The organism is Vibrio qinghaiensis (genome assembly GCF_002257545.1).
Taxonomy (GTDB): domain Bacteria; phylum Pseudomonadota; class Gammaproteobacteria; order Enterobacterales; family Vibrionaceae; genus Vibrio; species Vibrio ordalii.
The window spans coordinates 2,577,099-2,602,202 of sequence record NZ_CP022741.1; the positions used below are offsets into that span (position 1 = coordinate 2,577,099).

Consider the following 25,104-nt stretch of genomic DNA (forward strand, 5'->3'; position numbering starts at 1 on the left):
AACGGTAGCAAAATAAATCACTAAATAGCAAAAAGGCCGCCTAGGCGACCTTTTTATTAATTCTAGATATTAGGCTAGATTACAGAACAGTTACTTGAGCTGCTTGTAGGCCTTTTTGACCGTTTTCTACGTTGAAAGACACTTTTTGGCCTTCAATTAGAGTTTTGAAACCGTCAGAAGCGATTGCATTGAAGTGTACGAACACGTCAGCGCCGCCGTTATCTTGAGTAAGAAAGCCGAAACCTTTAGTTTCGTTAAACCATTTTACAGAACCAGTTGTTTTGTTAGACATAATGTGTCCCTTTTATTTAAATTCATAAAGTTATCGCGCTTATGCGCAATGCACTGATAGATTGAATTATTTAATGTTACGAATAAGGTAAGGGAAACACTGAGGACATCAATTTTTACGATGGATTCTGAGAATTTACTTTTACTTTTATTTTTTGTTTCATTAATAACCCCTGAACAACAGAGCGAGGCCACTATAGGCTTTAACGTTACACTAAGCAACCTATTTCGCGATCTAAATTGTCCGGTCAACTCTGGTCAATCCCAAAGGCTCATCAAAGCCTTTTAATTCAACTTGTTGCGTTCGTCCTCTTTACGTTCGAACTCACCTTCTAATGTTTCTCCCGCCTCCGATGATGAGAAAGGAGTTTGGGAAAAAGAACCATGACTATGCCGGCCTGCGCGAAATTCCGTTTGGAAATGACTAGCACTATTTACGACTACTTTGTTCATCAAATAGTTGGCAAGTAACGCACGAGGGGCTGGCAATAACGCCACCATACCAAGTGCATCGGTCAAAAAGCCAGGAACTAAAAGCAGAACTCCAGCCACCGCCAATATAACACCTTCAACAATTTGTTGAGCAGGTAGCTCACCTTGTTGCAAGCGATGTTGAACACTCAATAAGGTCTGAATACCTTGACTACGAACCAATGAAGCACCAACGAATGCCGTAATCAGCACCAAGGCGATGGTTGGCCACATACCTAGCAAGCTGCCTACTTGGATAAAGAGACCAATTTCAATGATTGGCACAAAAATAAAAGCCAGAAGTAAGATTGGAAACACACGCCCTCCTTTGTTTATTGCTCTCACCTTACCGTCAACCACAAGCAACTACAACACCCGCTAGTCAATCAAAGCACACAACCTGATTACGGCCACCTAACTTGGCTTGATACAATGCAACATCGGCTTTTTGAATCAAACTATCAAGGCCATCAAACAATACGCCTGTCGTGCAGCCAGCACTCACCGTCACGGGTACAAGCTTCCCCTGCCAATAGAATCCAAACGAAGCGATGTGATAACGAATTTTATTGGCCATTGCGATCACCTCTTGTGGAGATGCACCGGGTAAGGCAACTAAAAATTCTTCGCCCCCCCAGCGCACACAGCAGGCATCAATACTGGTGGATTGCCAAAGAATATTGGCCAAGGTACACAGCAATTGGTCGCCCGCCATATGTCCAAAATTATCATTGATCGATTTAAAATGATCAATGTCGAGCATGATAACCCCCACATCACAACCCAACTCCCTATCTTCAATCCAATACTCTAGGCCACGTCGGTTAGTTAAATGGGTTAGAGGATCGGAATTGGAGATATGAAGCACCTCTTCCAACGACGCTTTTAATTGATGAATATTCTGGAAAGTAACGATATGCCAATTAGGCTGGCACTCAGCCTTAATTTGAGCACTTACGGTAAACCAACGTTGCAAACCATCACCACACTTAATTAGTGCGGGAATTTCTGCAATTTGTCGGTTCGCAAGCATCGAAGCATGGACTTCCTTCTCCCACCTTAGAGCAACTTCTTGCCGATACTCAGGATCTGGATAAACCGTGGTAAACCAAGTAGAAATATCAGGAATATCTTGGATGGTGTAACCTAACTCTTTCACAAAAGTCTGATTAAAATAGAGATGCTGCCGATTGTTATCTCCCTCTGTGGTAGAAATTATCCCTTGCGAAACGACTATCGGGAGAGGAATGATATCAAGCGACCGGAAAAAATAGTCTTGAAACTGTGTAAGGGGGAGCCCATCGACTTGCGTCATATCAATACATCCTTATGCCAATACCATCCTTACATTTATAGACCATATACTTAGCCATCACTCAATATCGACACCGACAAAGCCTAACCTTCGCTAACAAAATACAAACAAACCCCATGCATACAAATAAATACCACCACCAACATAACCGTCACTTATTAGTTAATCAAGGTGAGAATCATTTTTTAAACCTGAAAATAACGCCTATGGATACACATCAAATTTTCATCAAATATTGACTTAAAAGGTGATCCACTTACTATTTTTTAAATCTAGGTTAAGTATGATGTGCCACAGAAGTCAGGACGGATTTTCCAGCCTAAAACTCTGACGAATGGACTCTTAAGTTGCAGAAATGGCTAATAATTTCACTAATTATCAGAATAATTCTCTAAGGATCCTGTTATGGCTAACCTATCAGAAACGACAGCTGCTACAGCTAACTCGGCCACTCGTATCGAAGAAGATCTATTAGGTCAACGTCACGTTCCTGCTGACGCGTATTACGGCATTCATACGCTGCGCGCTATCGAAAACTTTAATATTTCAAAATCAACCATTTCTGATGTGCCTGAATTTGTACGTGGTATGGTGATGACTAAAAAAGCTGCCACGCTAGCCAACAAAGAGCTCGGCGTCATTCCAAGCCAAGTGGCTAATTACATCCTCCAAGCATGTGACTTGATCCTAGAAACAGGTAAGTGCATGGATCAATTTCCGTCAGACGTATACCAAGGCGGTGCCGGCACTTCTGTCAATATGAACACCAACGAAGTGATCGCAAACCTTGCTCTGGAATTGATGGGTAAAGAAAAGGGTCAGTACGAGTTCATCAACCCCAATGACCACGTTAATAAAAGCCAATCAACCAACTGTGCTTACCCTACTGGTTTTCGTATTGCGGTATACAACAGCATCCTGAAACTGATTGATTCAATTGCCTATCTAAAAGGTGCGTTTGAGCTAAAAAGCCAAGAGTTCTCTGGCATTTTGAAAATGGGTCGAACTCAATTGCAAGACGCCGTACCAATGACCGTAGGTCAAGAGTTCCGCGCTTGGGCGGTCACCATTAATGAAGAGATCCGCAACCTAGAGTACACCTCTAAACTGCTGCTCGAAATCAACCTTGGCGCAACGGCTATTGGTACTGGCCTCAATGCAGCGCCGGGCTACCAAGCGGCGGCAGTGAAGCACCTTGCTGCGGTGACTGGCTTAGCTGTGGTACCAGCGGAAGATTTAATTGAAGCAACCTCTGACTGCGGGGCTTATGTGATGGCGCACGGCGCGCTAAAACGCCTTGCTGTGAAACTCTCTAAAATCTGTAATGACTTGCGTCTTCTTTCATCGGGTCCTCGCGCGGGTTTTAACGAGTTGAACCTACCTGAACTGCAAGCTGGGTCTTCGATCATGCCTGCTAAAGTAAACCCTGTGGTGCCTGAAGTGGTCAACCAAGTGTGCTTTAAAGTACTGGGCAACGACAACACCATTTCCTTTGCCGCTGAAGGTGGTCAATTACAGTTAAACGTGATGGAGCCTGTGATTGCACAAAGCATGTTTGAATCAATTGACATTCTCTCAAACGCCTGTGTGAACCTTCGTGACAAGTGTATTGACGGCATCACTGTCAATAAAGAAGTGTGTGAAGCTTACGTATTCAACTCTATCGGTATCGTGACTTACCTTAACCCATACATTGGCCATCACGAAGGTGACATCGTGGGTAAGATTTGTGCGGAAACGGGTAAGAGCGTACGCGAAGTCGTGCTTGAGCGCGGCTTACTCACCGCCGAAGAGCTCGATGATATCTTGTCCGTTGAAAACTTCATGCATCCTCAATACAAAGCAAAACGCTACGAATAATGGTGCAAGGCCCCTGCGGGGGTCTTTTCCCCAACATATTCGGTTTCGTTTGTATGACTTTTTTGACCAAATCCACTCCCTTATTACAATCTATACCCAAACAACGTGGAGTTGCAGGTAGGCGGCAAGTGAGTGAGTCCCCATGAGCATAGGCAAACTATGTGATTGGGGTGAACGAACGTAGCCAACACCACGGCAGCTTCAAGTAGGAAGGGTATAATTATCTAAATATTTAGCCATCTGAATATTCAGATAATTAAATTAAAATAATGAGGTATCCACATGGTAATAGTTGAACTGTTTATTGTTCTGCTCTTTATATTCTTAGGAGCAAGAATGGGTGGTATTGGAATTGGCCTAGCTGGTGGCGCAGGGGTCATTGCCCTTTCATTACTGTTAGGTGTTCCAACTAACCAATCTTTCATTCCTGTCGACGTCATTTTGATCATCATGTCTGTCATCACAGCAATTGCAGCAATGCAAGTTGCAGGTGGCATGGACTGGTTAGTTCAAATCGCCGAAAATTTTTTACGCAAACATCCTGAACGAATTACTTTTTATGCCCCGATTGTCACGTTCTTAATGACATTATTGGCAGGTACTGGCCACACCGCTTTTTCAACGTTGCCAGTCATTGCCGAAGTAGCAAAAGGTCAAGGTATCCGCCCTTCTCGACCACTATCAATTGCGGTTGTTGCATCACAAATTGCAATTACCGCCTCTCCGATTTCGGCGGCAGTAGTAGCCTTTGCCGCAATGTTGGCACCGTTTGGGGTTGATTACCTCACGTTATTAGCCGTTTGTATTCCAACCACGTTTGTCGCTTGCATGATTGGAGCCTTTGTGGCCAACTTTATGGGAAGTGAGCTAAAAGATGATCCTGAATATCAGGATCGCTTAGCCAAAGGTTTAATCAAACTCAATACCGAACAAAAACGTGAAATTCTACCCACAGCAAAACGCGCGACATTCATTTTCATTGGCACAATTTTCTTTGTTGTTTGCTATGCCGCCGCTATTTCTGGCTCTGTTGGTCTTATCGAAAACCCAGCCTTAGGGCGTAACGAAGCCATCATGACTTTCATGCTAGCGGCCTCAGCAGCGATTGTGCTATTTACTAAAATTGATGCAGCGAAAATTCCATCAGCCGCAACATTCCGCTCAGGTATGACTGCTTGTGTTTGCGTCTTGGGTGTAGCTTGGTTAGGTTCAACCTTCGTCAACGCACACGTTGCTGGAATTAAAGAGGTTGCAGGGGCGCTGCTGTCTGACTACCCTTGGATGCTAGCTCTGGTTCTATTTTTCGCGTCTATGCTACTTTACTCTCAAGGAGCAACGACGGTTGCACTAATGCCAGCAGCATTAGCAATTGGAGTCGCACCATTAACGGCAGTGGCCTCTTTTGCTGCTGTCAGCGCTCTGTTTGTACTCCCTACCTACCCAACCCTACTTGCAGCAGTTGAAATGGATGATACTGGTTCTACTCGTATTGGTAAGTATGTGTTCAACCATCCATTCTTTATACCAGGCGTTGCAACCATTTCTTCAGCCGTAGCTTTAGGCTTTGTCTTCGGTAGCTTATTTAATACGCTATTGAAAATAAAAAGGGAGCTTTAGCTCCCTTTTTATTTGTCACGTATAAAAATTGATACACATCAACAAAGCAATAAATAATTACTTATCTTCACTCATCAACCTTAATGAATAAAATTTCAATACACTTACCACAAAACAGTTATCAGCCTATCTCCATGCCTTAGAATAAAAAACACAAGAATATAATTCCATTATTTACACTCAATTACCCTAAATTAAATTCCCTAAAAAAATGGTGTGTAACTCGGTACTATTGTTTTGTGAAGCAAGACAAAGTTACGCTTTAAAACTCACCTTAGAATTTATACAGATATCTGAGCAAGTGAGCATTCATGTTCACTTAATAATAATTAAAACTTTTCATTTAACGTATTTAATTGAAGTTCCAATAACTTTTTATTCTTTCACCCCTAGTAAATAATATTTTAATGGGCTGGAAGACTGAAGAACATTAGCCGCTGAACACACTCAGAATCTCGTTGTTCTCTGAGTGTAAGGAGATCGCTATGACAACCCAAACTGTATCCACGGAACCTAAAGGTGGCTTCTTTGCTAACTTTAAGTTTCCTTCCGCTTACACCATCCTTTTCATTCTAATTGCTCTTGTGGCCCTTTTAACCTGGATTGTGCCTGCCGGTCAGTATCAGCGCACCATGAATGAAGAGCTGGGTAAAGAAGTGCCTATTGCCGGAACTTATCAACTCACCGAGGGGAATCCACAAGGGATAATTGATATCTTGATGGCACCGATTGACGGCTTTTATGACCACAACAGCTACGAAGCGGCAGCGATTGACGTGTCTCTGTTCATTTTAGTCATTGGTGGCTTTTTGGGCCTAGTGACCAAAACAGGTGCGATTGATGCGGGCATTGAACGGGTCACTGCGCGGCTTGAGGGGCGTGAAGAGTTGATGATACCTATCCTGATGGCGCTGTTTGCCGCAGGCGGTACAATTTATGGTATGGCGGAAGAATCCTTACCTTTCTACACCTTACTCGTACCTGTGATGATGGCCGCTCGTTTTGACCCACTGGTTGCCGCCGCTACCGTACTGCTTGGCGCGGGTATCGGTACTCTGGGCTCCACTATCAACCCGTTTGCCACCGTAATTGCGGCCAACGCAGCGGGCATTCCGTTTACTGATGGCATCATGTTGCGCTTAGCAATGTTAGCTGTCGGTTGGGTTATCTGTGTGCTGTACGTGATGCGCTACGCGAAAATGGTGCAAGCAGATCAAAGCAAATCGATTGTGTACGATAAGTACGAAGAGAACAAAGCTCACTTCCTTGGCAACCAAAGTGGAGAGAAACTCGAATTCACCGCCACCCGCAAAGTTATTTTGACCATTTTCGCGGCCGCTTTTGGCGTGATGATTTATGGTGTATCTGTTGCTGGGTGGTGGATGGCTGAGATCTCCGCCATGTTCTTGGGCGCAACAATCCTTATTGGCTTAATTGCTCGCATGAGTGAAGAGGAATTCACCACCAGCTTTATTGATGGCGCACGAGACCTACTAGGCGTAGCGCTGATCATTGGTATCGCACGCGGCATTGTAGTGGTAATGGACCGAGGAATGATCACCGACACTATTTTGTTCTCAGCCGAGCAAATGGTTACTGGCCTTTCATCCGTCATTTTTATTAACGTAATGTATTTACTGGAAATTATTCTCTCTTTCCTTGTACCTTCATCTTCTGGCCTTGCGGTATTAACCATGCCAATCATGGCGCCATTGGCTGACTTTGCAGGCGTTGGTCGCGACCTTGTCGTCACGGCTTACCAATCAGCTTCAGGGATAGTCAACCTCATCACGCCAACCTCTGCGGTGGTGATGGGCGGCTTAGCGATTGCTCGCGTACCTTATGTTCGCTGGGTGAAATGGGTCGCACCACTGTTAGGCATATTGTGCGTATTCATTATGCTATCTCTCAGCCTAGGTGCGATGCTATAGCGCCAAACTGATGAACGATATGTCGTAGGTGAAAACCGCGTCACACCCTTTAAAAGCCGCATGATTGCGGCTTTTTTATTGGCAGGCCGACTTAGGCTCATTGGCTGCGCAGCTACTCAACTCTAAACATGATACGTTAGCCAAATCAGGAAATGATGGCTTTCAACGTTGTTAGATAGCCATTAGTTTTGATGGCTATTTTTTTATAGCAACTTGCTTTTTATAGCCATCGGCTGGGATAAATAACCACTTTTGGTGACTAAATAAAACGCGGCCTATATTCCTTTATCACCAAATTCAGATCGCCTGCTATTTCATCTCTCATTTTCCGTCCTCTATTACGCCAATTCAGACAAAACATCTACATTAGAAAGCCTGCGTGAGATCAAGTTTTATTAAGAAAGTTATGTTAACACAGCCCATCTCTTCGACTCATATTCAACTATATACCCTTTTCAAGTGCATATTCTTAACCAATTCTAAGAATTATCGACGTGTTTTTGGTGCATAAAATTCCCGACCAAAATACCTGTCCTATATGGAATAGTGCTGCGTGAGATTTAAATTGAATGAACATCCATAAAAAAAGCAGTAATAAATATGACACTCACAATATAAACACTGCATAAACATTGTTAAAAAACTCTTATTTTAGCCGAATTTCAATATAAATCATTCTGTGATGGACCTCTAAGAACATATACAGACCAAGGGTAATATTAATTGCAGAACAAAGAAGTGAATAAATAAATTCATACTGAATTCCCTACAGAAATAATTATGTATTTATCCAGAACAAGTTGAATTTAATGTCAAAAATATAACGGCATAAATGCATATATACCCAAACAACTTGGAGTTGCAGGTAGGCGGCAAGTGAGTGAGTCCCCATGAGCATAGGCAAACTATGTGATTGGGGTGAACGAACGTAGCCAACACCGCTGCGGCTTCAAGTAGGAAGGGTATAAATTAAGAGAGATACTATTATGAGTAAGTTATATGTTGGTTCTGAAATTGGTCAATTACGTCGAGTTCTTGTTCACCGCCCAAGACGCTCACTCACTCACTTAACACCATCAAACTGTCACGACCTTTTGTTTGATGATGTATTGGCCGTAGAGCGTGCGGGGAAAGAGCATGATGCGTTCACACAAACGCTACGTGACCAAGGTGTTGAAGTTTTACTGCTGACCGACCTATTAGCCGACACGCTAGCGGTTCCCGTCGCAAAAGAGTGGCTGCTTACTCAACAAGTATCGGATTACCGCCTTGGCAAAACATTTGCGAATGACGTGCGCTGCTACCTCAGCGATCTGCCAAACCTTGAATTGGCAAAAATCCTGACAGGTGGTTTGTCTTACGCTGAAATGCCAATGAAATCCTCTTCAATGATGCAAGGCTTGCATGCACCAACCGATTTCATCATTGAACCACTACCAAACCATCTCTTTACTCGCGATACGTCTTGCTGGGTATACGGTGGCGTGTCAATCAACCCAATGGCAAAACCTGCACGTCAACGTGAAACCAACCATGTGCGTGCAATTTACCGCTGGCATCCAAGCTTTGCGGGCCAGGACTTCATTAAATACTTCGGTGATGACGAGAGCATTAATTACGATAATTCAACCATTGAAGGTGGTGACGTTCTTGTGATTGGCAAAGGTGCAGTACTGATTGGTATGTCTGAGCGCACCACAGCGCAAGGTGTTGAACACTTAGCTGCTAGCCTATTTAAACATGGCCAAGCGAAGCAAATCATTGCGATGGAACTACCAAAACACCGCTCTTGCATGCACTTAGATACCGTCATGACACACATGCGTGAAGACACCTTCTCTGTTTACCCAGAAGTGGTACGCAAAGATGTGAAATGCTGGAGCCTCACAGGCGATGAGTCTGGTGCCGTGAACGTCAAAGAAGAAGGTTATTTCGTGACCGCCATCGAAAAAGCACTTGGCGTTGACAAGCTCAACCTGATCACAACGGGCGGTGACAACTTCAACGCAGAACGTGAACAGTGGAACGATGCAAACAATGTCCTAACCGTCAAACCTGGGGTCGTGATTGGCTATGAAGGCAACACCTATACCAATGAAAAATACGACAAAGCAGGCATCACTGTTCTGTCTATTCCTGGTGATGAATTGGGCCGTGGTCGTGGCGGTGCACGCTGCATGAGCTGCCCAATTGATCGTGACGGTATCTAGCCCTTAGGTTAATCAAATGGGTTGAGGCAAATTTCCTCTGCACGCCTCAACCCACCTTAGAAGAGATAGAATTATGAGCAAACAAACCGTTGTTGTTGCATTAGGTGGAAACGCGCTACTTCGTCGTGGTCAGCCATTAGAAGCAGATGTTCAACGTCGCAACATTGAAATTGCAGTCAAAACCATTTCCGAAATAGCCAAACACTATAACGTGGTACTGGTGCATGGCAATGGCCCTCAAGTTGGCCTGCTGGCACTACAAGGTCTCGAATACAAAAAAGTAGCGCCGTACCCACTCGACGTATTGGGCAGTGAAACTCAAGGGATGATTGGCTACATGTTGATGCAAGAGTTCAAAAACATGCTGCCTGAACGCAATATTTCGTGCATGTTGACCCAAATGATGGTCGACCCGAAAGACCCTGCATTTGCCAACCCAACCAAACCGATTGGCCCAGTTTATCAAGAAGCAGAAGCACGTGAATTGGCTGAGAAATACCACTGGACAGTCAAACCCGACGGCCAATACTTCCGCCGTGTGGTTCCGAGCCCTCAACCGATAGGCATCGTCGAACATGATGCGATTTCCCAGCTTATCAGTGCCGGTCATTTGGTGATTTGCACCGGTGGTGGCGGTATTCCAGTCAAACGTGAAAACGGCAAATTAGTCGGTGTAGAAGCAGTGATCGACAAAGACATGTCGGCTGCCTTTCTTGCCAAACAATTGAACGCCGACGCGCTGCTGATTTTGACCGATGCTGACGCCGTTTACCTTGATTGGGGTAAACCAACCCAACATGCGCTGCGCAGCACAACGCCAAGCGAGCTTGCCAACTATCAATTTGATGCCGGTTCTATGGGGCCCAAAATTGAAGCCTCGTGCGAATTCATTCAACAAGGCGGGAAAGTCGTTGGGATCGGCGCGTTAGAAGATGGCCTACGCATCTTAGAAGGCACAGCAGGTACCAATATTACGCGTGATTAACACATTGTTTTTAAAATCTATTTTATAAACCGAATCTGTTTTTAACTTTAAACAACTGTTTTAACTTTAAACAACTGTTTTTAACTTTAAAAAAATAGTAACGCTTTCTTCCACCCTTTCATCAGAAGCAAGCGTTGCAAATGAGGAAAAGATCATGGCTTTTAACTTACGCAATCGTAACTTTCTAAAACTTCTTGATTTCACTCCACGCGAAATCCAGCACCTATTGGATCTATCACTTGAGCTGAAAAAAGCCAAATACAACGGTTATGAGCAGCCTCGTCTCAAAGGCAAAAACATTGCACTTATCTTTGAAAAAACCTCAACGCGCACTCGCTGTGCATTCGAAGTAGCAGCGTTTGACCAAGGTGCTCAAGTCTCCTACTTAGGCCCATCAGGTTCACAAATTGGCCATAAAGAGTCGATGAAAGATACCGCGCGCGTCTTAGGCCGCATGTATGACGGCATCGAATATCGCGGCTTTGGTCAAGAGATCGTTGAAGAGCTTGGTGCCTACGCTGGCGTACCAGTATGGAACGGCTTAACTGACGAATTCCACCCAACACAAATTTTGGCTGATTTCCTTACCATGATCGAACATGGCCGTGGCAAACGCCTCCATGAAATGAAATTTGCCTACCTCGGTGATGCACGCAACAACATGGGGAACTCCTTGATGGTGGGCGCTGCGAAAATGGGCATGGACATTCGCCTTGTTGCGCCAAAAGCGTTCTGGCCAACCGAAGAATTAGTCGCGGAATGTCGCACTATTGCGCAGCAAACAGGCGCGAAAATTACGCTTACAGATGATGTTCAAGAAGGCGTTCAAGGCTGTGATTTCCTTTACACCGATGTTTGGGTATCGATGGGCGAAGCGAAAGAAGCATGGGCAGAGCGCATTGAATTGATGCTGCCTTACCAAGTGAACATGGCAATGCTAAAAGCCACTGGTAACCCACATGTGAAATTCATGCACTGCTTGCCTGCTTTCCACGGCGAAGATACCACCGTTGGCAAAGAGCTTGCGAAAAACTACCCAGTGCTTGCCAAAGGCGTTGAAGTGACCGATGAAGTGATTGAATCTGAGCATTCCATCGTGTTCGATGAAGCTGAAAACCGCATGCACACCATCAAAGCCGTGATGGTGGCCACCTTAGGTAACTAAATTAGGGTAGTTAACTTAGTTAACGAATAGTAGATAATGAATGTAGGCGATGAATCGTCTACTTCATCTCTTTGATGTTGAATCGATGCGAGCTTGAATAAAGCTCGCATTTTTTTTCAGTCAATAACACTCACAAATCGCACTTATGCTTTAGCTGTAAACGCGTAGTAAATAACATCGAAATCAAGCTAATTTCGCATAAAAATCCATTTTCTGGATATTTTCCAAAGAGTATTGCCAGCGTGTTTTTTGTCCGTATAATCCTTCGCAATTTGTCTAAACGGAGCAGAAAATGAACCGCAGCACTCCCCATCAACGCCATCCATTACACCCGGCGCCGGTCGAGTTAGTCGTTTTGTTTTTCTGTTCTGAACGTTATTGAAGCCTCCTATTTTAGGGGGCTTTTTTTTAAGCAAAATTTCGCAAAGGCTAGTAGCCAAAGCGAACCATACAGAGGGAAGACACGTTATGGCGCATTCGTTATTTAACAAGCACATCATTTCCATTCCAGAACTGAGCCGCGCGGAACTGGAGCTGATTGTTGAAACTGCAACAAGGCTTAAAGCGGAACCAAACCCTCAACTTCTCAAAAATAAAGTAGTAGCAAGCTGCTTCTTTGAGCCCTCTACACGTACCCGTTTGTCGTTTGAAACGGCAGTGCAGCGCCTAGGCGGCACAGTGATTGGTTTTGATAATGGCGGCAATACGTCACTAGCCAAAAAAGGGGAAACCTTAGCTGACTCGGTGCAAGTTATTTCCTCTTATGTCGATGCATTTGTCATGCGCCACCCACAAGAAGGCGCTGCACGTTTAGCCTCTGAGTTTTCCAACGGCGTTCCCGTAGTCAACGGTGGTGATGGAGCTAACCAGCATCCAACCCAAACCTTGCTCGATCTGTTTTCCATTTATGAAACGCAAGGCAGGCTCGATAACCTTAACGTCGCGTTCGTCGGCGACTTAAAATATGGCCGCACCGTCCATTCGCTCACCCAAGCCTTATCGAAATTCAACAATGTACGTTTCTTTTTTATCGCCCCAGAAGTGCTGGCGATGCCAGATTACATTTGCGAAGAACTCTCAGAGGCTGGCATTGCGTTTAGTTTGCACGCCAGCATTGAAGAGGTCGTGCCTGAACTGGATGTGCTGTACATGACGCGCGTACAAAAAGAGCGCTTTGATGCATCCGAATACGCGCACATGAAATCGGCTTACATCTTAACCGCAGAAACATTAAAAGAAGCGCGCCACAATTTAAAAGTGCTGCACCCACTGCCTCGGGTCGATGAAATCACCACCGATGTCGATAAAACACCTTACGCCTACTATTTCCAACAAGCCGAAAACGGCGTTTATGCGCGTGAAGCTTTATTAGCCCTTGTTCTTAACCCAACCTTATAAGCAGGAGATAACCTCATGGTAAAAGAGACCCAATTGCAAGTTGAAGCGATTCGTAACGGTAGCGTGATTGACCATATCCCTGCCAACCTTGGGATCAAAATTCTCTCTTTATTTAAGTTAAATGAAACCAATCAACGTGTGACGATTGGCCTAAATCTGCCCTCTTCTGCGTTAGGTAATAAAGATCTGATAAAAATAGAAAACCTTTATCTCACCAAAGAGCAAGCGAACCAATTAGCACTGTATGCCCCGAAAGCCACCGTCAATCAAATTGAAGAGTATAAAGTGGTCAACAAACTGACCCTCACTTTGCCAGAGCGAATTGACAGCGTATTTCGTTGCCCAAACAGCAACTGCATCTCTCATGGCGAGCCTGTCGAGAGCCGCTTTAAAGTGCAACTCAAACAAGAGAATGTGCATCTCAAATGCCACTATTGTGAGAAAGTATTCTCGCGCGAAATCATGACTGAACGTTGCTAAAACAGCACTAAGCGCGTCTCCATCGCGTTTACAGCCCTGCCAGCCTCCAGCGTCCTAACTCGGCGCTGGACAACTTCCGAATCTTACATATTTAAATGCATATTATTTCATAAAATCAACATAAAACACCAAAAATAAAGTGAAAATCTAGTTTATTGTTTGGTGATCCCCCGCAAAAAGCGACACATTGATTAATGCTAAGCTACAGGCATCAATCATAATCCCCCACCACCTATAGAGGGGAAAAGAGCAATGCTCAACCGTTGCGCCATTGGCGTCACACATAACGTCAACTCACACTCTAGGGCTTTGGGAGTGTGCTGGCATGGTAAGGATCACCGATACCCCAGACGCAGTAGCGTGTATAAAAGGAACCGCCCGTGAACAGAAAAATCCCCCACGGCGCAATGCAAACCGATGACAAAACGTTAGCTTCCGCTTGTAAGAAAATCCTACAACAACAAAGTTTTGCTAACCAAAATGAGCTACGACTCAGGCTAATAGAGCTCGGCTATGAAGGCATTAGCCAATCCACTGTGTCACGCCTGCTTTCCCAACTTGGTGTGGTGAAAGTGCAAAATGCGTGCGGAAAAAAAGTGTACTGCATTACGGTCGAAACCGCGCCAGTGCGTGTTGAGTCATCTATCGCTTCACAAATTGAGTTTATCACTCACAATCAAGCCACTGTGGTGGTAAAAACTCATCCTGGAAGTGCTCAATTGGTCGCACGATTGGTCGATATTGATCCCCACACTGAGATTTTAGGAACGGTCGGTGGTAATGACACTGTGCTTATTATTCCCAAAGACATCAATAATATTGAAGCGTGTGAAGCGGTGGTGAAAACTCGCCTAGGTGTCGCTTAAGCCCTATCGCCCAGCCAAGTGAGGGCGACAACCTCACTTGGCTTTTCTCGCTTCACTGCCTCATCAGCGACGATTTTTCCATCACTGTGAAACTTATTGCGCCGAAAAGCGGTCTGATTGGGTTAAGATGACACTCACCTAATGAAGACTCGATTTTTGTATGCGCCTACTCTTTTCCTTTGTACTGCTAGCTCTGCTGACACTTTCCCAACCTGCGTTGGCGGTCTTCGGCAATGACAATCCATTCAATAGTGGTAACAACCTCGGTTTGGCCTCAGCCGACAATCAATTTGTCCCTGTTGACCAAGCGTTTCCTTTTCATGCCGAGCAGCAAGGTAAGCAGGTCTTCTTAGATTGGCAGGTCAAGCAGGGCTATTACCTCTACCAAGATCGGATCAGTATCAGCGCCGAAAATGCGCAGCTTGGTGAAATCGAGATGCTCGATGGTCAGCCATATCGTGATGAATTTTTTGGTGATGTGAAAATTTATACTGAACCACTGTTTGTCGACGTACCGCTCGTCAGTGCAGCAGCAAACGCCAAATTAATTATCCAGTACCAAGGGTGTGCAAAAGCAGGCTTTTGCTATCCACCAGAAACGCGAATTATCGACCTTCAAGCTGTGGCAAGCGATACTGGCTCTGACAGCAACACGGCGGCCAATGTAGCGAAAAGCGAGACAGCTTCACCAAAAGCGCCCGTGGCTGAACAAGACGGGCTAGCAAGCCGCCTCGCCGATTCTTGGTGGACACCGCTGCTCTTTTTAGCACTTGGCGTTGGCCTCGCCTTTACCCCTTGCGTACTCCCGATGTACCCAATCCTCACCAGTATCGTGCTTGGTCGTGGCCAACTTTCACAACAGCGTGCGTTGATTTTATCGTTTATTTACGTGCAAGGTATGGCGCTCACTTATACCGTACTTGGCCTAGTCGTCGCTTCGGCTGGGTTACAATTTCAAGCCGCGATGCAGCACCCTTATGTACTGATTGGCCTCAGTACCCTATTTGTGCTACTCGCCCTGTCGATGTTTGGCGTTTATACCTTGCAACTGCCAAGCAAAGTGCAGACGTGGCTAAGCAGCCTGAGTAATAAGCAGCAAGGCGGGAACAGTCTTGGCGTGTTTGCCATGGGCGCGATTTCCGGTTTGGTTTGCTCACCGTGCACCACCGCGCCTCTTTCTGGCGCGCTGCTGTATGTCGCGCAAAGTGGCGATCTGTTCACGGGGGCGATTGCACTGTATGCCTTAGCTATGGGCATGGGGATTCCGCTGATTTTGGTCGCCGTATTTGGTAACAAACTGCTACCTAAAGCGGGTGGCTGGATGGAGAGAGTCAAAACACTATTTGGCTTTATTTTACTGGCTGCGCCGATCTTCTTACTTGAACGCTTATTGCCACCAGTGTGGTCAACGGCGCTCTGGTCCGCGCTTGGGATCGCCGCGTTTGGTTGGCTCTATCATTGTAAAAACAGCTTGCCGTTTGGTGGCTGGAAACAGAGCATGGTTGGCATTATTGCGCTATTGGGTCTGTTTGCTTCAGCGCAACCTGCACTGGATGCATGGTTTAAGCCAGAACAAGCCAACCTAGCAAGCCGTAGCCATGTCGAGTTCATTCGGGTGAATAATATTGCCGAGCTCAACTTGCAGTTGAGCCAAGCCAAATTAGCAGGTAAACCCGTCATGCTCGATTTCTACGCCGACTGGTGCGTGGCGTGTAAAGAGTTTGAAAAGTACACTTTCCATCAGCAAGAGGTCGCGCAGAAACTGCAAAACTTTGTACTATTGCAAGCGGACGTCACCAAAAATCAGCCACAAGATATTGAGCTGCTCAAGGCGATGAACGTGCTAGGGTTACCGACGATTGATTTTTGGAATGCGCAAGGTGAACGCGTTTCAAACGCACGTATCAGCGGTTTTATGCCAGCCGATCGCTTTTTAGCGCACCTCATCGCCCACCAGCTTTAAAGCTTACCCGTTATTGCCGCCTGTTTGAGCAAGCCATTGCAACCGTCGGCAATAATGGCGCGTGAACCGCCATCACTTCTTCTCTAACCGCTTGGCATGCACCACTCTCAGATCAGGCTCAGTTACGACTAAGTCTCAGACAAAAAGTGGATACAGTTCAGACTTTTAGCGTATAAAGATTGTTCAGCGAGAGATCGCGGTCAATAATCGATTTAACGACATTGCTAAAAGTGTAAAACGTCATGGATTCGACCTACACCATCATCATTGCTGACGACCACCCTCTGTTTCGCAATGCGCTATTTCAATCAGTGCATATGGCGATAAGCGGTGCCAATTTATTGGAAGCGGATTCGCTAGATGCCCTGTTAGCCTTATTAACCAAACAGAGCGATGTGGATTTGCTGCTGTTGGATCTCAAAATGCCAGGCGCAAATGGGATGTCAGGGCTCATTCACTTGCGAGCCGAATACCCTGATTTACCGATTGTGGTGATTTCAGCCAGTGAAGAGCCTTCGGTAGTAGCGCAAGTAAAAAGCCATGGCGCGTTTGGCTTTATTCCGAAATCGAGTGACATGCGCGCGCTGATCGCAGCACTCAATCAAGTCCTAGCCGGTGACCCATTTTTCCCTGAAGGGCTAATTGCCAATCACGCCGCGTGCAATGATTTAACCAAGAAAATTGCCGCCTTAACCCCGCAACAATACAAAGTATTAGGCATGCTCTCTGATGGGCTACTCAACAAACAAATCGCCTATGAGCTTAATGTTTCTGAGGCGACCATCAAAGCGCACATGACGGCTATTTTCCGTAAACTTGGGGTTAAAAACCGCACTCAAGCAGTAATTTTACTCAATGAGTTGGGCGAGTAGTCGGCTACTCGCTCGCTTCATCTAACTTCTCTTCTAAAGGTAATCGCAAACCGACTTTGGTTGCTTGCCAATCGGCCACGTCCGCTACCACCAGATACAGACCTTGCCATTCAAAATGGTCACCCAGTACTTGTGTGGCTCCGAGCTCTTGGATCAGCAAATCGTTGAGCGTCATCTCTTGATTGAGGTGCTCAATCGTCAAACCATAATAGGCTGCGACATCAACGAGTTTTGCATCCACATCCAAAAAGAAGTCACCAAAGAAGCGCTCTAACGAGGCTTTTTCTGGCGCTTCACTAAATAGGTTGCTCAATGATTCGAGATCTTTCTCCTGTGCTAACACGCACAATACATCGCCCTCTTGCAACTTAGTACTGCCCGATGGGTGAAGCAGTTGCTCGTCACGAAACACGGCGGTAATACGTGTTCCTTCAGGCATAGAGAGGTTGCGTAATGGCTCACCAATACACCATTTATCTTGTTTAAGTTTATAGACCAACGTTTCCCATTCGCTGCATGGGTATATCTCAACACCGGTACGTGAAACTGGCTCAGGTTTGGGCGGCAGTTCAACGCGAGCCAAAGCAGCTGCTTTCATCAAGGTCCCACCTTGCACCACTAACGATACCATCACAACGAAGAAGGCTAAGTTAAAATAGAGCTGCGCATTCGGTAAACCGGCCATCATTGGGAAAACCGCTAAAATAATGGGTACAGCGCCGCGTAGTCCAACCCAAGAGATAAACCACTTTTCACGCGCGGTAAATGCTTTGAATGGTAATAAACCGATCCATACCGAAATGGGGCGCGCAAACAAAATCATACCAAAGGCGAGCGCAAGGCCCGGCACCGCAATGGTCAGCAATTCAGAAGGTGTGACCAATAACCCAAGCACAAGGAACATACCGATTTGACTAAGCCACGTCATCCCATCCAGTACGTTCAAGATCGAGTAACGGCAACGGGTCGGTTTATTGCCCAGCAGTAACCCCGTCAAATAGATAGATAAAATACCACTGCCGCCGAGTGAATTGGACAGCGCAAAAATAATCAAACCACCACTAATGGCCAAAATAGAATAGAGCCCTTCAGGCAACTGATTACGATTAATCAGCTTCCAGAGTAGCCAACCTCCGGCTAATCCAAATAAAGCGCCGAGACCAAATTGCTGGATAAAACTCAGTAACAAAAACCCAGCACTGAGATCATCGCCTTGGCTACCCAGCACCGCAATTAATGTCACGGTTAAAAACACCGCCATCGGATCGTTAGTGCCCGATTCAATCTCCAACGTTGAACCGACGCGCTCATTCAAGCTTCTCCCTTTAAGCAGAGAAAAAACCGCCGCCGCATCGGTTGAGCCGACAATCGCACCGACCAATAAGCCTTGTAGCAACTCCAAATTAAACAGCCATGCAGCCATTAACCCCGTCAGCGTAGTAGTAATTGCTACCCCAATCGTCGCTAATGAGACTGACGGCCAAAAGGCAATCCGAAAGCTAGCAACACGGGTACGCATACCACCATCCAATAAGATGATGGCGAGCGCTAAGTTACTGACTAAATAAGCAAGAGGATAGTTATCAAATAAAATCCCCCCAGGTCCATCCTCGCCAGCCAACATACCCACCACTAAAAAAATGAGCAGAATAGGGATCCCTAACTTAGAAGAGACCGGACTTAACAACACACTTAATGCAATCAGCAAAGCACCTACGAGAAAAAAACCATTGATAGCGATTGCATCCATATTCCTTCCTTATTGATTTAATTATTATTGATTGAATAACCAATATAAACTCGCGTTCCATTGTGCCTTAGTTTAATCCGTTTTTAAGACAACTTTATGTAAACATTGATCGTTTTTATCATGGCGAGAATAACCAACTACATAAAAAATCCTTAACTCGCCATGAGCGATTTTCCAATCAAAGGCTGATGATCTTATACTTTTGGCTAATCTCACATTTAATCAACATAAGAAATGTCTTCTAAATTGAGATATTTCACTTATTTACAATGCATTAAAAAAAACAACCTCCCGACTAAAGTTGCACAGACCCACCACCCTTTCACTGCTATCTTGACTTCGTAACATTAAATTAACACTACGATATGCAAACCGAAGGAGAAGGTCATGGCGTTCCAATCAACCGAACATGCTCAAGCCTACTGGAAGGAAAACTTGGCAATTATGGGCTCACTGCTGGCAGTGTGGTTCTTGGTATCATATGGTGCAGGCGTTCTTTTCGTCGACGCACTGAATACGATTCATTTAGGCGGCTTCAAACTAGGGTTCTGGTTTGCACAACAAGGGTCCATCTATACCTTTGTCGCCTTGATCTTTATTTACGTTGTGCGCATGAACGCGCTCGACAAGAAATACAACGTGCAGGAAGACTAAGAGGTTTACGAAATGGATATTCAAACTTGGACGTTTATTCTGGTCGGTATTACGTTTGCACTCTATATCGGCATTGCCATTTGGGCTCGTGCAGGATCGACCAGTGAATTCTATGTCGCTGGCGGTGGCGTTCACCCTGTTGCCAACGGCATGGCAACCGCAGCGGACTGGATGTCAGCCGCTTCGTTTATCTCGATGGCAGGTATTATCTCGTTCATCGGATACGACGGCGCTGTCTATCTAATGGGCTGGACTGGCGGCTATGTGCTACTGGCACTTTGCCTTGCGCCTTACTTGCGTAAATTCGGCCAGTTCACCGTGCCGGATTTTATCGGTGAGCGGTACTACTCAAAAACCGCGCGCATGGTGGCGGTATTTTGCGCCATCTTTATCTCGTTTACTTATGTGGCGGGGCAAATGCGCGGCGTCGGCGTGGTCTTCTCTCGTTTCCTCGAAGTGGATATTAACGTCGGTATCGTCATCGGTATGGGGATCGTGTTCTTCTACGCAGTACTTGGTGGCATGAAAGGCATCACTTATACACAAGTTGCACAATTCTGCGTGCTCATTTTCGCCTTCCTTGTTCCGGCTATTTTTACCTCGATCATGATGACAGGTAACCCACTGCCACAAATTGGCATGGGTTCAACCATTACTGGAAGCGATGTCTACCTACTCGATAAACTTGATGGCTTAACTCAAGAGCTCGGCTTTACTACCTATACTGATGGTAATAAAAGCATGGTTGACGTGTTCTTTATCTGCGCAGCCTTGATGGTAGGTACTGCTGGTCTTCCTCACGTGATCATTCGCTTCTTCACTGTGCCTAAAGTACGTGATGCACGTATTTCGGCAGGTTGGGCATTACTGTTTATCTCTTTGCTATACACCACCGCACCGGGCGTTGCTGCCTTTGCACGAGTTAATTTAATTGACACTATCAATGGGTCAGACATGCAAGGTGTACCCGCAGCAGAAGCACCGACTTGGTTTAAAAACTGGGAAAATACTGGTCTTGTGAGTTGGGAAGATAAGAACGGTGATGGTCGCATGTTCTACTCCGGCGATGAGCGTAATGAGATGAAAATTAGCCCTGACATCGTCGTATTGGCATCTCCTGAATTAGCGAAATTGCCAAACTGGGTGGTTGGCTTACTTGCAGCAGGGGGTTTGGCTGCTGCGCTTTCGACAGCGGCAGGTCTACTATTGGTTATCTCAACTTCAATCTCGCATGACTTATTGAAGAAAGGATTAAAGCCGAACATGACCGATAAACAAGAGCTGTTAGCCGCACGCTTAGCCGCCGTTGTTGCTATCGTTGGCGCAGGTTACCTAGGCATTAACCCACCAGGCTTTGTGGCTCAGGTGGTAGCGTTTGCCTTCGGCTTGGCAGCCGCCTCCTTCTTCCCGGCCATTATTTTGGGCATCTTCTACAAGAAGATGAATAAAGAAGGCGCGATCGCGGGCATGGTCGCAGGGATTATCTTTACCGCAACCTACATCATCTACTTCAAGTTCATTAACCCGGCAGCCAGCACGCCAGATAACTGGTTGTTTGGTATCAGTCCTGAAGGTATTGGTACGCTAGGTATGTGTTTGAACTTCGTGGTATCGATTGTGGTGAATAAATTTACCGCAGAAGTTCCAACCGAAGTGCAAGAAATGGTGGAATCTATCCGCTTCCCGAAAGGCGCAGGTCAAGCTCACGACCATTAATCTTCACCTACGAGCGTCATGCTCGATGTTCGCTCCGCAGTGAAGCGTGATAACCATAAAGCCGATGTCAACGCATCGGCTTTATGCTGTATGCTCAATTGACTCGATTCAACAGCGCGCGCAGTTTGAGTGGTTTTATCGGTTTGGGAAGAAAGCTAAAGCCATTGGATTTAATCGCATCCATCATCTCTTCAGTGCGATCAGCGCTGATGATAACCCCCTCAAAACTATCTCCAAGCCGTAGGCGGCACTGCTGCAGCACCTCCAAACCAGTGCGACCATTATCTAAGCGGTAATCCGACAAAATGACATCGGGCAACCAATTGTTTTCTAATGCTTTCAAGCTTTGCAGTAAGTCGGCTGCTACTTTGACATCACACCCCCACCTTGCCAGCAGATCGTTCATACCGACTAAAATATCAGCTTCGTTGTCCACACACAGTACGCGCAGATGATTGAGATCAGATGGCATACCTTGCTCTATCGCCAGTGTCGGAGCCTGTTTAACAGGTTCAGCTCGCGCCAAAGAGAGCGAAAACACGCTGCCTTTTCCATACCAAGAGCGCATCGATATTTGATGACCCAGCACATGTGCAATGCCTTTTGAAATCGCTAAACCGAGCCCCAAACCTTGGTCAGAACGGACTTGGCTACCACGGTTAAACTCTTCAAAGATTTCTTGCTGCTTATCTTGCTCGATACCAATGCCATTATCCCAAACATCAATCCTGACCTGATCTCGCACTCGGCGTATACCCAGCACCACTTTTCCTTTAGGGTTGTAGCGAAACGCGTTAGTGAGAAAGTTTTGCACCACGCGGCGCAATAATTTAGGGTCAGACATCACATAGAGCGAGGACGGAATCACTTTAAAATCGATGCTTTGCTGCTTGGCTAAGGCGCTAAATTCAGCGTTAAGATTCGAAAACACATCATTAATAGCAAAGCTGTGGCAATGCACCTCAAGCTTGCCGGACTCCAAACGTGAAATATCCAGCAAATCACCAATCAGATCTTCAGCCGCGCCCAGAGCACTCTCTATATAACCCGCCAACGTTTTCACTTCCGTCTCTTTGGCCACTTCCGAGAGCGAAGAGGCAAACAGGCGCGCAGCGTTCAACGGCTGCATTAAATCGTGGCTGACAGCGGCCAAAAAGCGCGATTTTGATTGCGATTCTTGGTCTGATTTTTGAGTTGCCGCCACCAAACGTTTATTAAGGGTTTCAAGCTCTAGGGTGCGTTGGTGCACGCGATCTTCTAAGGTTTCATTGGCCTCTTTTAATGCTTGCTCAGCCTCGCGAAAAACGGTGATGTCGCTAAAGCTCATCACAAACCCGCCGCCCGGCATCGGGTTGCCTTGCACTTCAATAACTCGTCCATCAGGGCGAATACGCGCCGAAGTATGTCTGGTTCCTTGCTCAAGGTGATACACCCGCCGCCGCACGTGATCCTCAGGGTCACCAGGGCCACACAATCCGTGTTGCGCATTGTGCCGTATCACATCCGCAATCGGTCGCCCCACTTGAATCAGCCCAGCGGGAAACTCAAACAGTTCGAGATAGCGTTGGTTCCACGCCACCAGCCGCAGCTTTTTATCGACCACGGTAATTCCTTGACCAATATGCTCAATGGCCCCTTGCAATAAGCCGCGACTAAAGTCGTACAGCTCAGATGCTTCATCAACAATGGTCGCCACTTCCTCAAGTTGCATGTTGCGCCCTTGCAGTGCGGAAGTGAGCACTAATTTGGCCGAAGAAGCACCAAACACCCCCGCCAGCACTCTTTCTGTATGACGGATTAAGGTAGATGGCGCTTGTTGGTTAGGCAGTAACGTCTCTCGCTGCTGGCTCCAATATTGGCGAAAGGCAGTGCGAACACGAGTGCGCCCTACAAAACGGGCGGCCAACATTTCAAGCTCAGCTACTGTCACGCGGCTTTGATACAAGCTGAGATTCTCACTCTCAGGCAGCGGCGTACCGACAAAAGAAGCCGATTGCAAACGCTCACTCAAACTCGGACGAGTCACCATAGAGACAACAACGTAGCAGAATGTGTTGAGCACAACACTGAGCATCATGCCCCAATCTGAGTTTTTCAGCCCCATCTGCACCAACCAATCCGGCGGGGTGATCATCCATAACAGAACGTTAGTTTGTGCATCGCCCGCCAACATCTCCGTTTGGCTCATTAACGTCACTAGCCACACAGTAAAACCGACCGCCAATCCAACATAAACGCCTTTGCGGTTGCCTTCACGCCAGTACATGCCACCAATCAATGAAGGGGCAAATTGGGTAATCGCCGCAAATGAGAGAAAACCGATCGCCGATAAAGAACCAATCGCATCCAATGCCTGATAAAAACCCCAAGCGCCAAGCAGCAGCAATAGAATCAACCCGCGACGGATGTTGAGCAACAACCCAGATAAATGACGGTAGTTGCGCTGAGTTAAACGCATGCGGCGCAACAGAAGCGGCATCACCAAATCATTAGAAACCATGATAGCCAATGCGATGGTCGAGACAATCACCATGCCGCTGGCCGCTGATGTGCCGCCTAAAAACGCCAGTAGCGCTATATGCTCTGCGCCCACCGACATAGGCACGCTGAGCACATAAGTATCGGCGGGGCTGCCGCTTAACAAGCTTTGCCCAACCCATGCAATAGGTAGAACAAATAACCCCATTAAAGCCAGATAAAGAGGAAATAACCAGCGCGCCGTGTGTAGATCTTGCGCGCGTTCATTTTCTACCACCATGGTATGGAACTGACGCGGTAAGCAGATGATCGCCATCATGGTTAATACGGTGTGGATCAACAGCGTTGGCCAGTTGGGCGCTTGATACGTCTGCTCGGCAATCGCACTTAGATCAACCGTTTCACGGCTTGAAGCCAGATAAATGATGAAACCGCCCACGGCTAAAAAAGCGACCAATTTAACAATCGATTCAAACGCAATCGCCATCATCATGCCGCGGTGGTGCTCGGTGTTATCAATATGCCGTGTACCAAACAGCATGGTAAATAGCGCTAAAGCCGCAACCACAAACCACGAGACGTGATAATTCTGATAACCAAATTGCGTAGCGAGATTGGGGGCGATAATCTCAAGCCCCATAGTGATGCCGCGCAGTTGCAAGGCGATGTAAGGTAAAATGCCCACCACGGCAATCAAAGTTACGGTTACCGCTAACCCTTGCGATTTTCCGTAGCGGGCGGCAATAAAATCGGCAATGGAGGTAATATGTTCGCGTTTCGCAATCAAAATCAGCCGCGCCAACATACGCCAGCCAAGGGTAAACACTAAAATAGGCGCAATGTAGATAGGCAAAAATGACCAAGGGTTGCTAGCCGCTTGACCGACAGTGCCGTAAAAAGTCCAAGAGGTGCAATAGACTGCGATCGATAAGCTGTAGATCCACGGTCGCCATTTTGCCAGCCATTGGTTTTGCCTATCACCATACCAAGCGATGAGAAACAGCACGCCTAAATAAGCGAGCGAAACGGGAACGACGATCCATCCTTGCATTTGATATCCTTATCGGTTCAAAAAAGCCTCT

The 25,104-nt window shown here is 46.2% G+C and carries 18 protein-coding genes; 13 read left to right on the plus strand and 5 right to left on the minus strand.

The window, feature by feature from the left end; all coding sequences use genetic code 11:
* Positions 1 to 79: 79 nt before the first annotated feature.
* From cspE to CCZ37_RS12015, 3 genes are all read right to left on the minus strand, one after another.
* Positions 80 to 292, minus strand: a complete 213-nt coding sequence (cspE, locus tag CCZ37_RS12005) for a transcription antiterminator/RNA stability regulator CspE (protein WP_013855834.1) — start codon at positions 290 to 292, stop codon at positions 80 to 82.
* A gap of 284 nt (positions 293 to 576) precedes the next feature.
* Positions 577 to 1,080 (minus strand): FxsA family protein, encoded by a 504-nt coding sequence (locus tag CCZ37_RS12010; protein ID WP_010318328.1) that lies wholly within the window; start codon positions 1,078 to 1,080, stop codon positions 577 to 579.
* Between the two features lie 64 nt (positions 1,081 to 1,144).
* Positions 1,145 to 2,077, minus strand: coding sequence for a sensor domain-containing diguanylate cyclase (locus CCZ37_RS12015; protein ID WP_094500610.1), 933 nt, complete (start codon positions 2,075 to 2,077; stop codon positions 1,145 to 1,147).
* 405 nt (positions 2,078 to 2,482) lie between these two features.
* On the opposite strand from CCZ37_RS12015, the gene aspA reads away from it, so the two are divergent.
* The 11 genes from aspA (at position 2,483) to CCZ37_RS12080 (ending at position 17,424) form a co-directional block, all read left to right on the plus strand.
* Positions 2,483 to 3,937: an aspartate ammonia-lyase gene (aspA, locus tag CCZ37_RS12020; protein ID WP_094500611.1), complete on the plus strand. Its 1,455-nt coding sequence runs from the start codon at positions 2,483 to 2,485 to the stop codon at positions 3,935 to 3,937.
* A gap of 282 nt (positions 3,938 to 4,219) precedes the next feature.
* The gene (locus CCZ37_RS12025) at positions 4,220 to 5,554 is read left to right on the plus strand and encodes an anaerobic C4-dicarboxylate transporter (RefSeq protein WP_094500612.1); all 1,335 of its coding nucleotides are present in this window, start codon (positions 4,220 to 4,222) and stop codon (positions 5,552 to 5,554) included.
* A 485-nt stretch (positions 5,555 to 6,039) separates the two neighbouring features.
* Positions 6,040 to 7,485, plus strand: a complete 1,446-nt coding sequence (locus CCZ37_RS12030; protein ID WP_094500613.1) for a YfcC family protein — start codon at positions 6,040 to 6,042, stop codon at positions 7,483 to 7,485.
* Between the two features lie 986 nt (positions 7,486 to 8,471).
* Positions 8,472 to 9,695 (plus strand): arginine deiminase, encoded by a 1,224-nt coding sequence (gene arcA, locus CCZ37_RS12040; protein WP_094500615.1) that lies wholly within the window; start codon positions 8,472 to 8,474, stop codon positions 9,693 to 9,695.
* Between the two features lie 73 nt (positions 9,696 to 9,768).
* Positions 9,769 to 10,680 (plus strand): carbamate kinase, encoded by a 912-nt coding sequence (arcC, locus tag CCZ37_RS12045; protein ID WP_013855827.1) that lies wholly within the window; start codon positions 9,769 to 9,771, stop codon positions 10,678 to 10,680.
* A gap of 154 nt (positions 10,681 to 10,834) precedes the next feature.
* Positions 10,835 to 11,845, plus strand: a complete 1,011-nt coding sequence (locus CCZ37_RS12050) for an ornithine carbamoyltransferase (RefSeq protein ID WP_017042199.1) — start codon at positions 10,835 to 10,837, stop codon at positions 11,843 to 11,845.
* A gap of 468 nt (positions 11,846 to 12,313) precedes the next feature.
* On the plus strand, positions 12,314 to 13,243 hold the full coding sequence (gene pyrB, locus CCZ37_RS12060) for an aspartate carbamoyltransferase (RefSeq protein ID WP_094500617.1): 930 nt from the start codon (positions 12,314 to 12,316) through the stop codon (positions 13,241 to 13,243).
* Between the two features lie 15 nt (positions 13,244 to 13,258).
* On the plus strand, positions 13,259 to 13,723 hold the full coding sequence (gene pyrI / locus CCZ37_RS12065) for an aspartate carbamoyltransferase regulatory subunit (RefSeq protein ID WP_017042201.1): 465 nt from the start codon (positions 13,259 to 13,261) through the stop codon (positions 13,721 to 13,723).
* A 407-nt stretch (positions 13,724 to 14,130) separates the two neighbouring features.
* Positions 14,131 to 14,589, plus strand: a complete 459-nt coding sequence (locus CCZ37_RS12070) for an arginine repressor (protein WP_094500618.1) — start codon at positions 14,131 to 14,133, stop codon at positions 14,587 to 14,589.
* A gap of 160 nt (positions 14,590 to 14,749) precedes the next feature.
* Positions 14,750 to 16,552 carry a protein-disulfide reductase DsbD gene (locus tag CCZ37_RS12075; RefSeq protein ID WP_094500619.1) on the plus strand — a complete coding sequence of 601 codons (1,803 nt, stop codon included), beginning with the start codon at positions 14,750 to 14,752 and terminating at the stop codon, positions 16,550 to 16,552.
* Between the two features lie 242 nt (positions 16,553 to 16,794).
* A complete protein-coding gene (locus CCZ37_RS12080) occupies positions 16,795 to 17,424 on the plus strand; it encodes a response regulator transcription factor (RefSeq protein WP_094500620.1) in 630 nt (209 codons plus the stop codon).
* Between the two features lie 4 nt (positions 17,425 to 17,428).
* On the opposite strand, the gene CCZ37_RS12085 is transcribed toward CCZ37_RS12080, so the two are convergent.
* Positions 17,429 to 19,174, minus strand: a complete 1,746-nt coding sequence (locus tag CCZ37_RS12085; protein ID WP_094500621.1) for a potassium/proton antiporter — start codon at positions 19,172 to 19,174, stop codon at positions 17,429 to 17,431.
* Between the two features lie 387 nt (positions 19,175 to 19,561).
* Between CCZ37_RS12085 and CCZ37_RS12090 the strand changes: the two genes are divergently transcribed.
* Together CCZ37_RS12090 and CCZ37_RS12095 are read left to right on the plus strand one after the other, a co-directional pair.
* Positions 19,562 to 19,828, plus strand: a complete 267-nt coding sequence (locus tag CCZ37_RS12090; protein WP_010320349.1) for a DUF4212 domain-containing protein — start codon at positions 19,562 to 19,564, stop codon at positions 19,826 to 19,828.
* A gap of 12 nt (positions 19,829 to 19,840) precedes the next feature.
* Positions 19,841 to 21,544, plus strand: a complete 1,704-nt coding sequence (locus tag CCZ37_RS12095) for a sodium:solute symporter family protein (RefSeq protein WP_094500622.1) — start codon at positions 19,841 to 19,843, stop codon at positions 21,542 to 21,544.
* A gap of 94 nt (positions 21,545 to 21,638) precedes the next feature.
* On the opposite strand, the gene CCZ37_RS12100 is transcribed toward CCZ37_RS12095, so the two are convergent.
* Entirely contained in the window at positions 21,639 to 25,073 is a 3,435-nt protein-coding gene (locus CCZ37_RS12100; protein WP_094500623.1) for a hybrid sensor histidine kinase/response regulator, read from the minus strand.
* Positions 25,074 to 25,104: the final 31 nt, after the last annotated feature.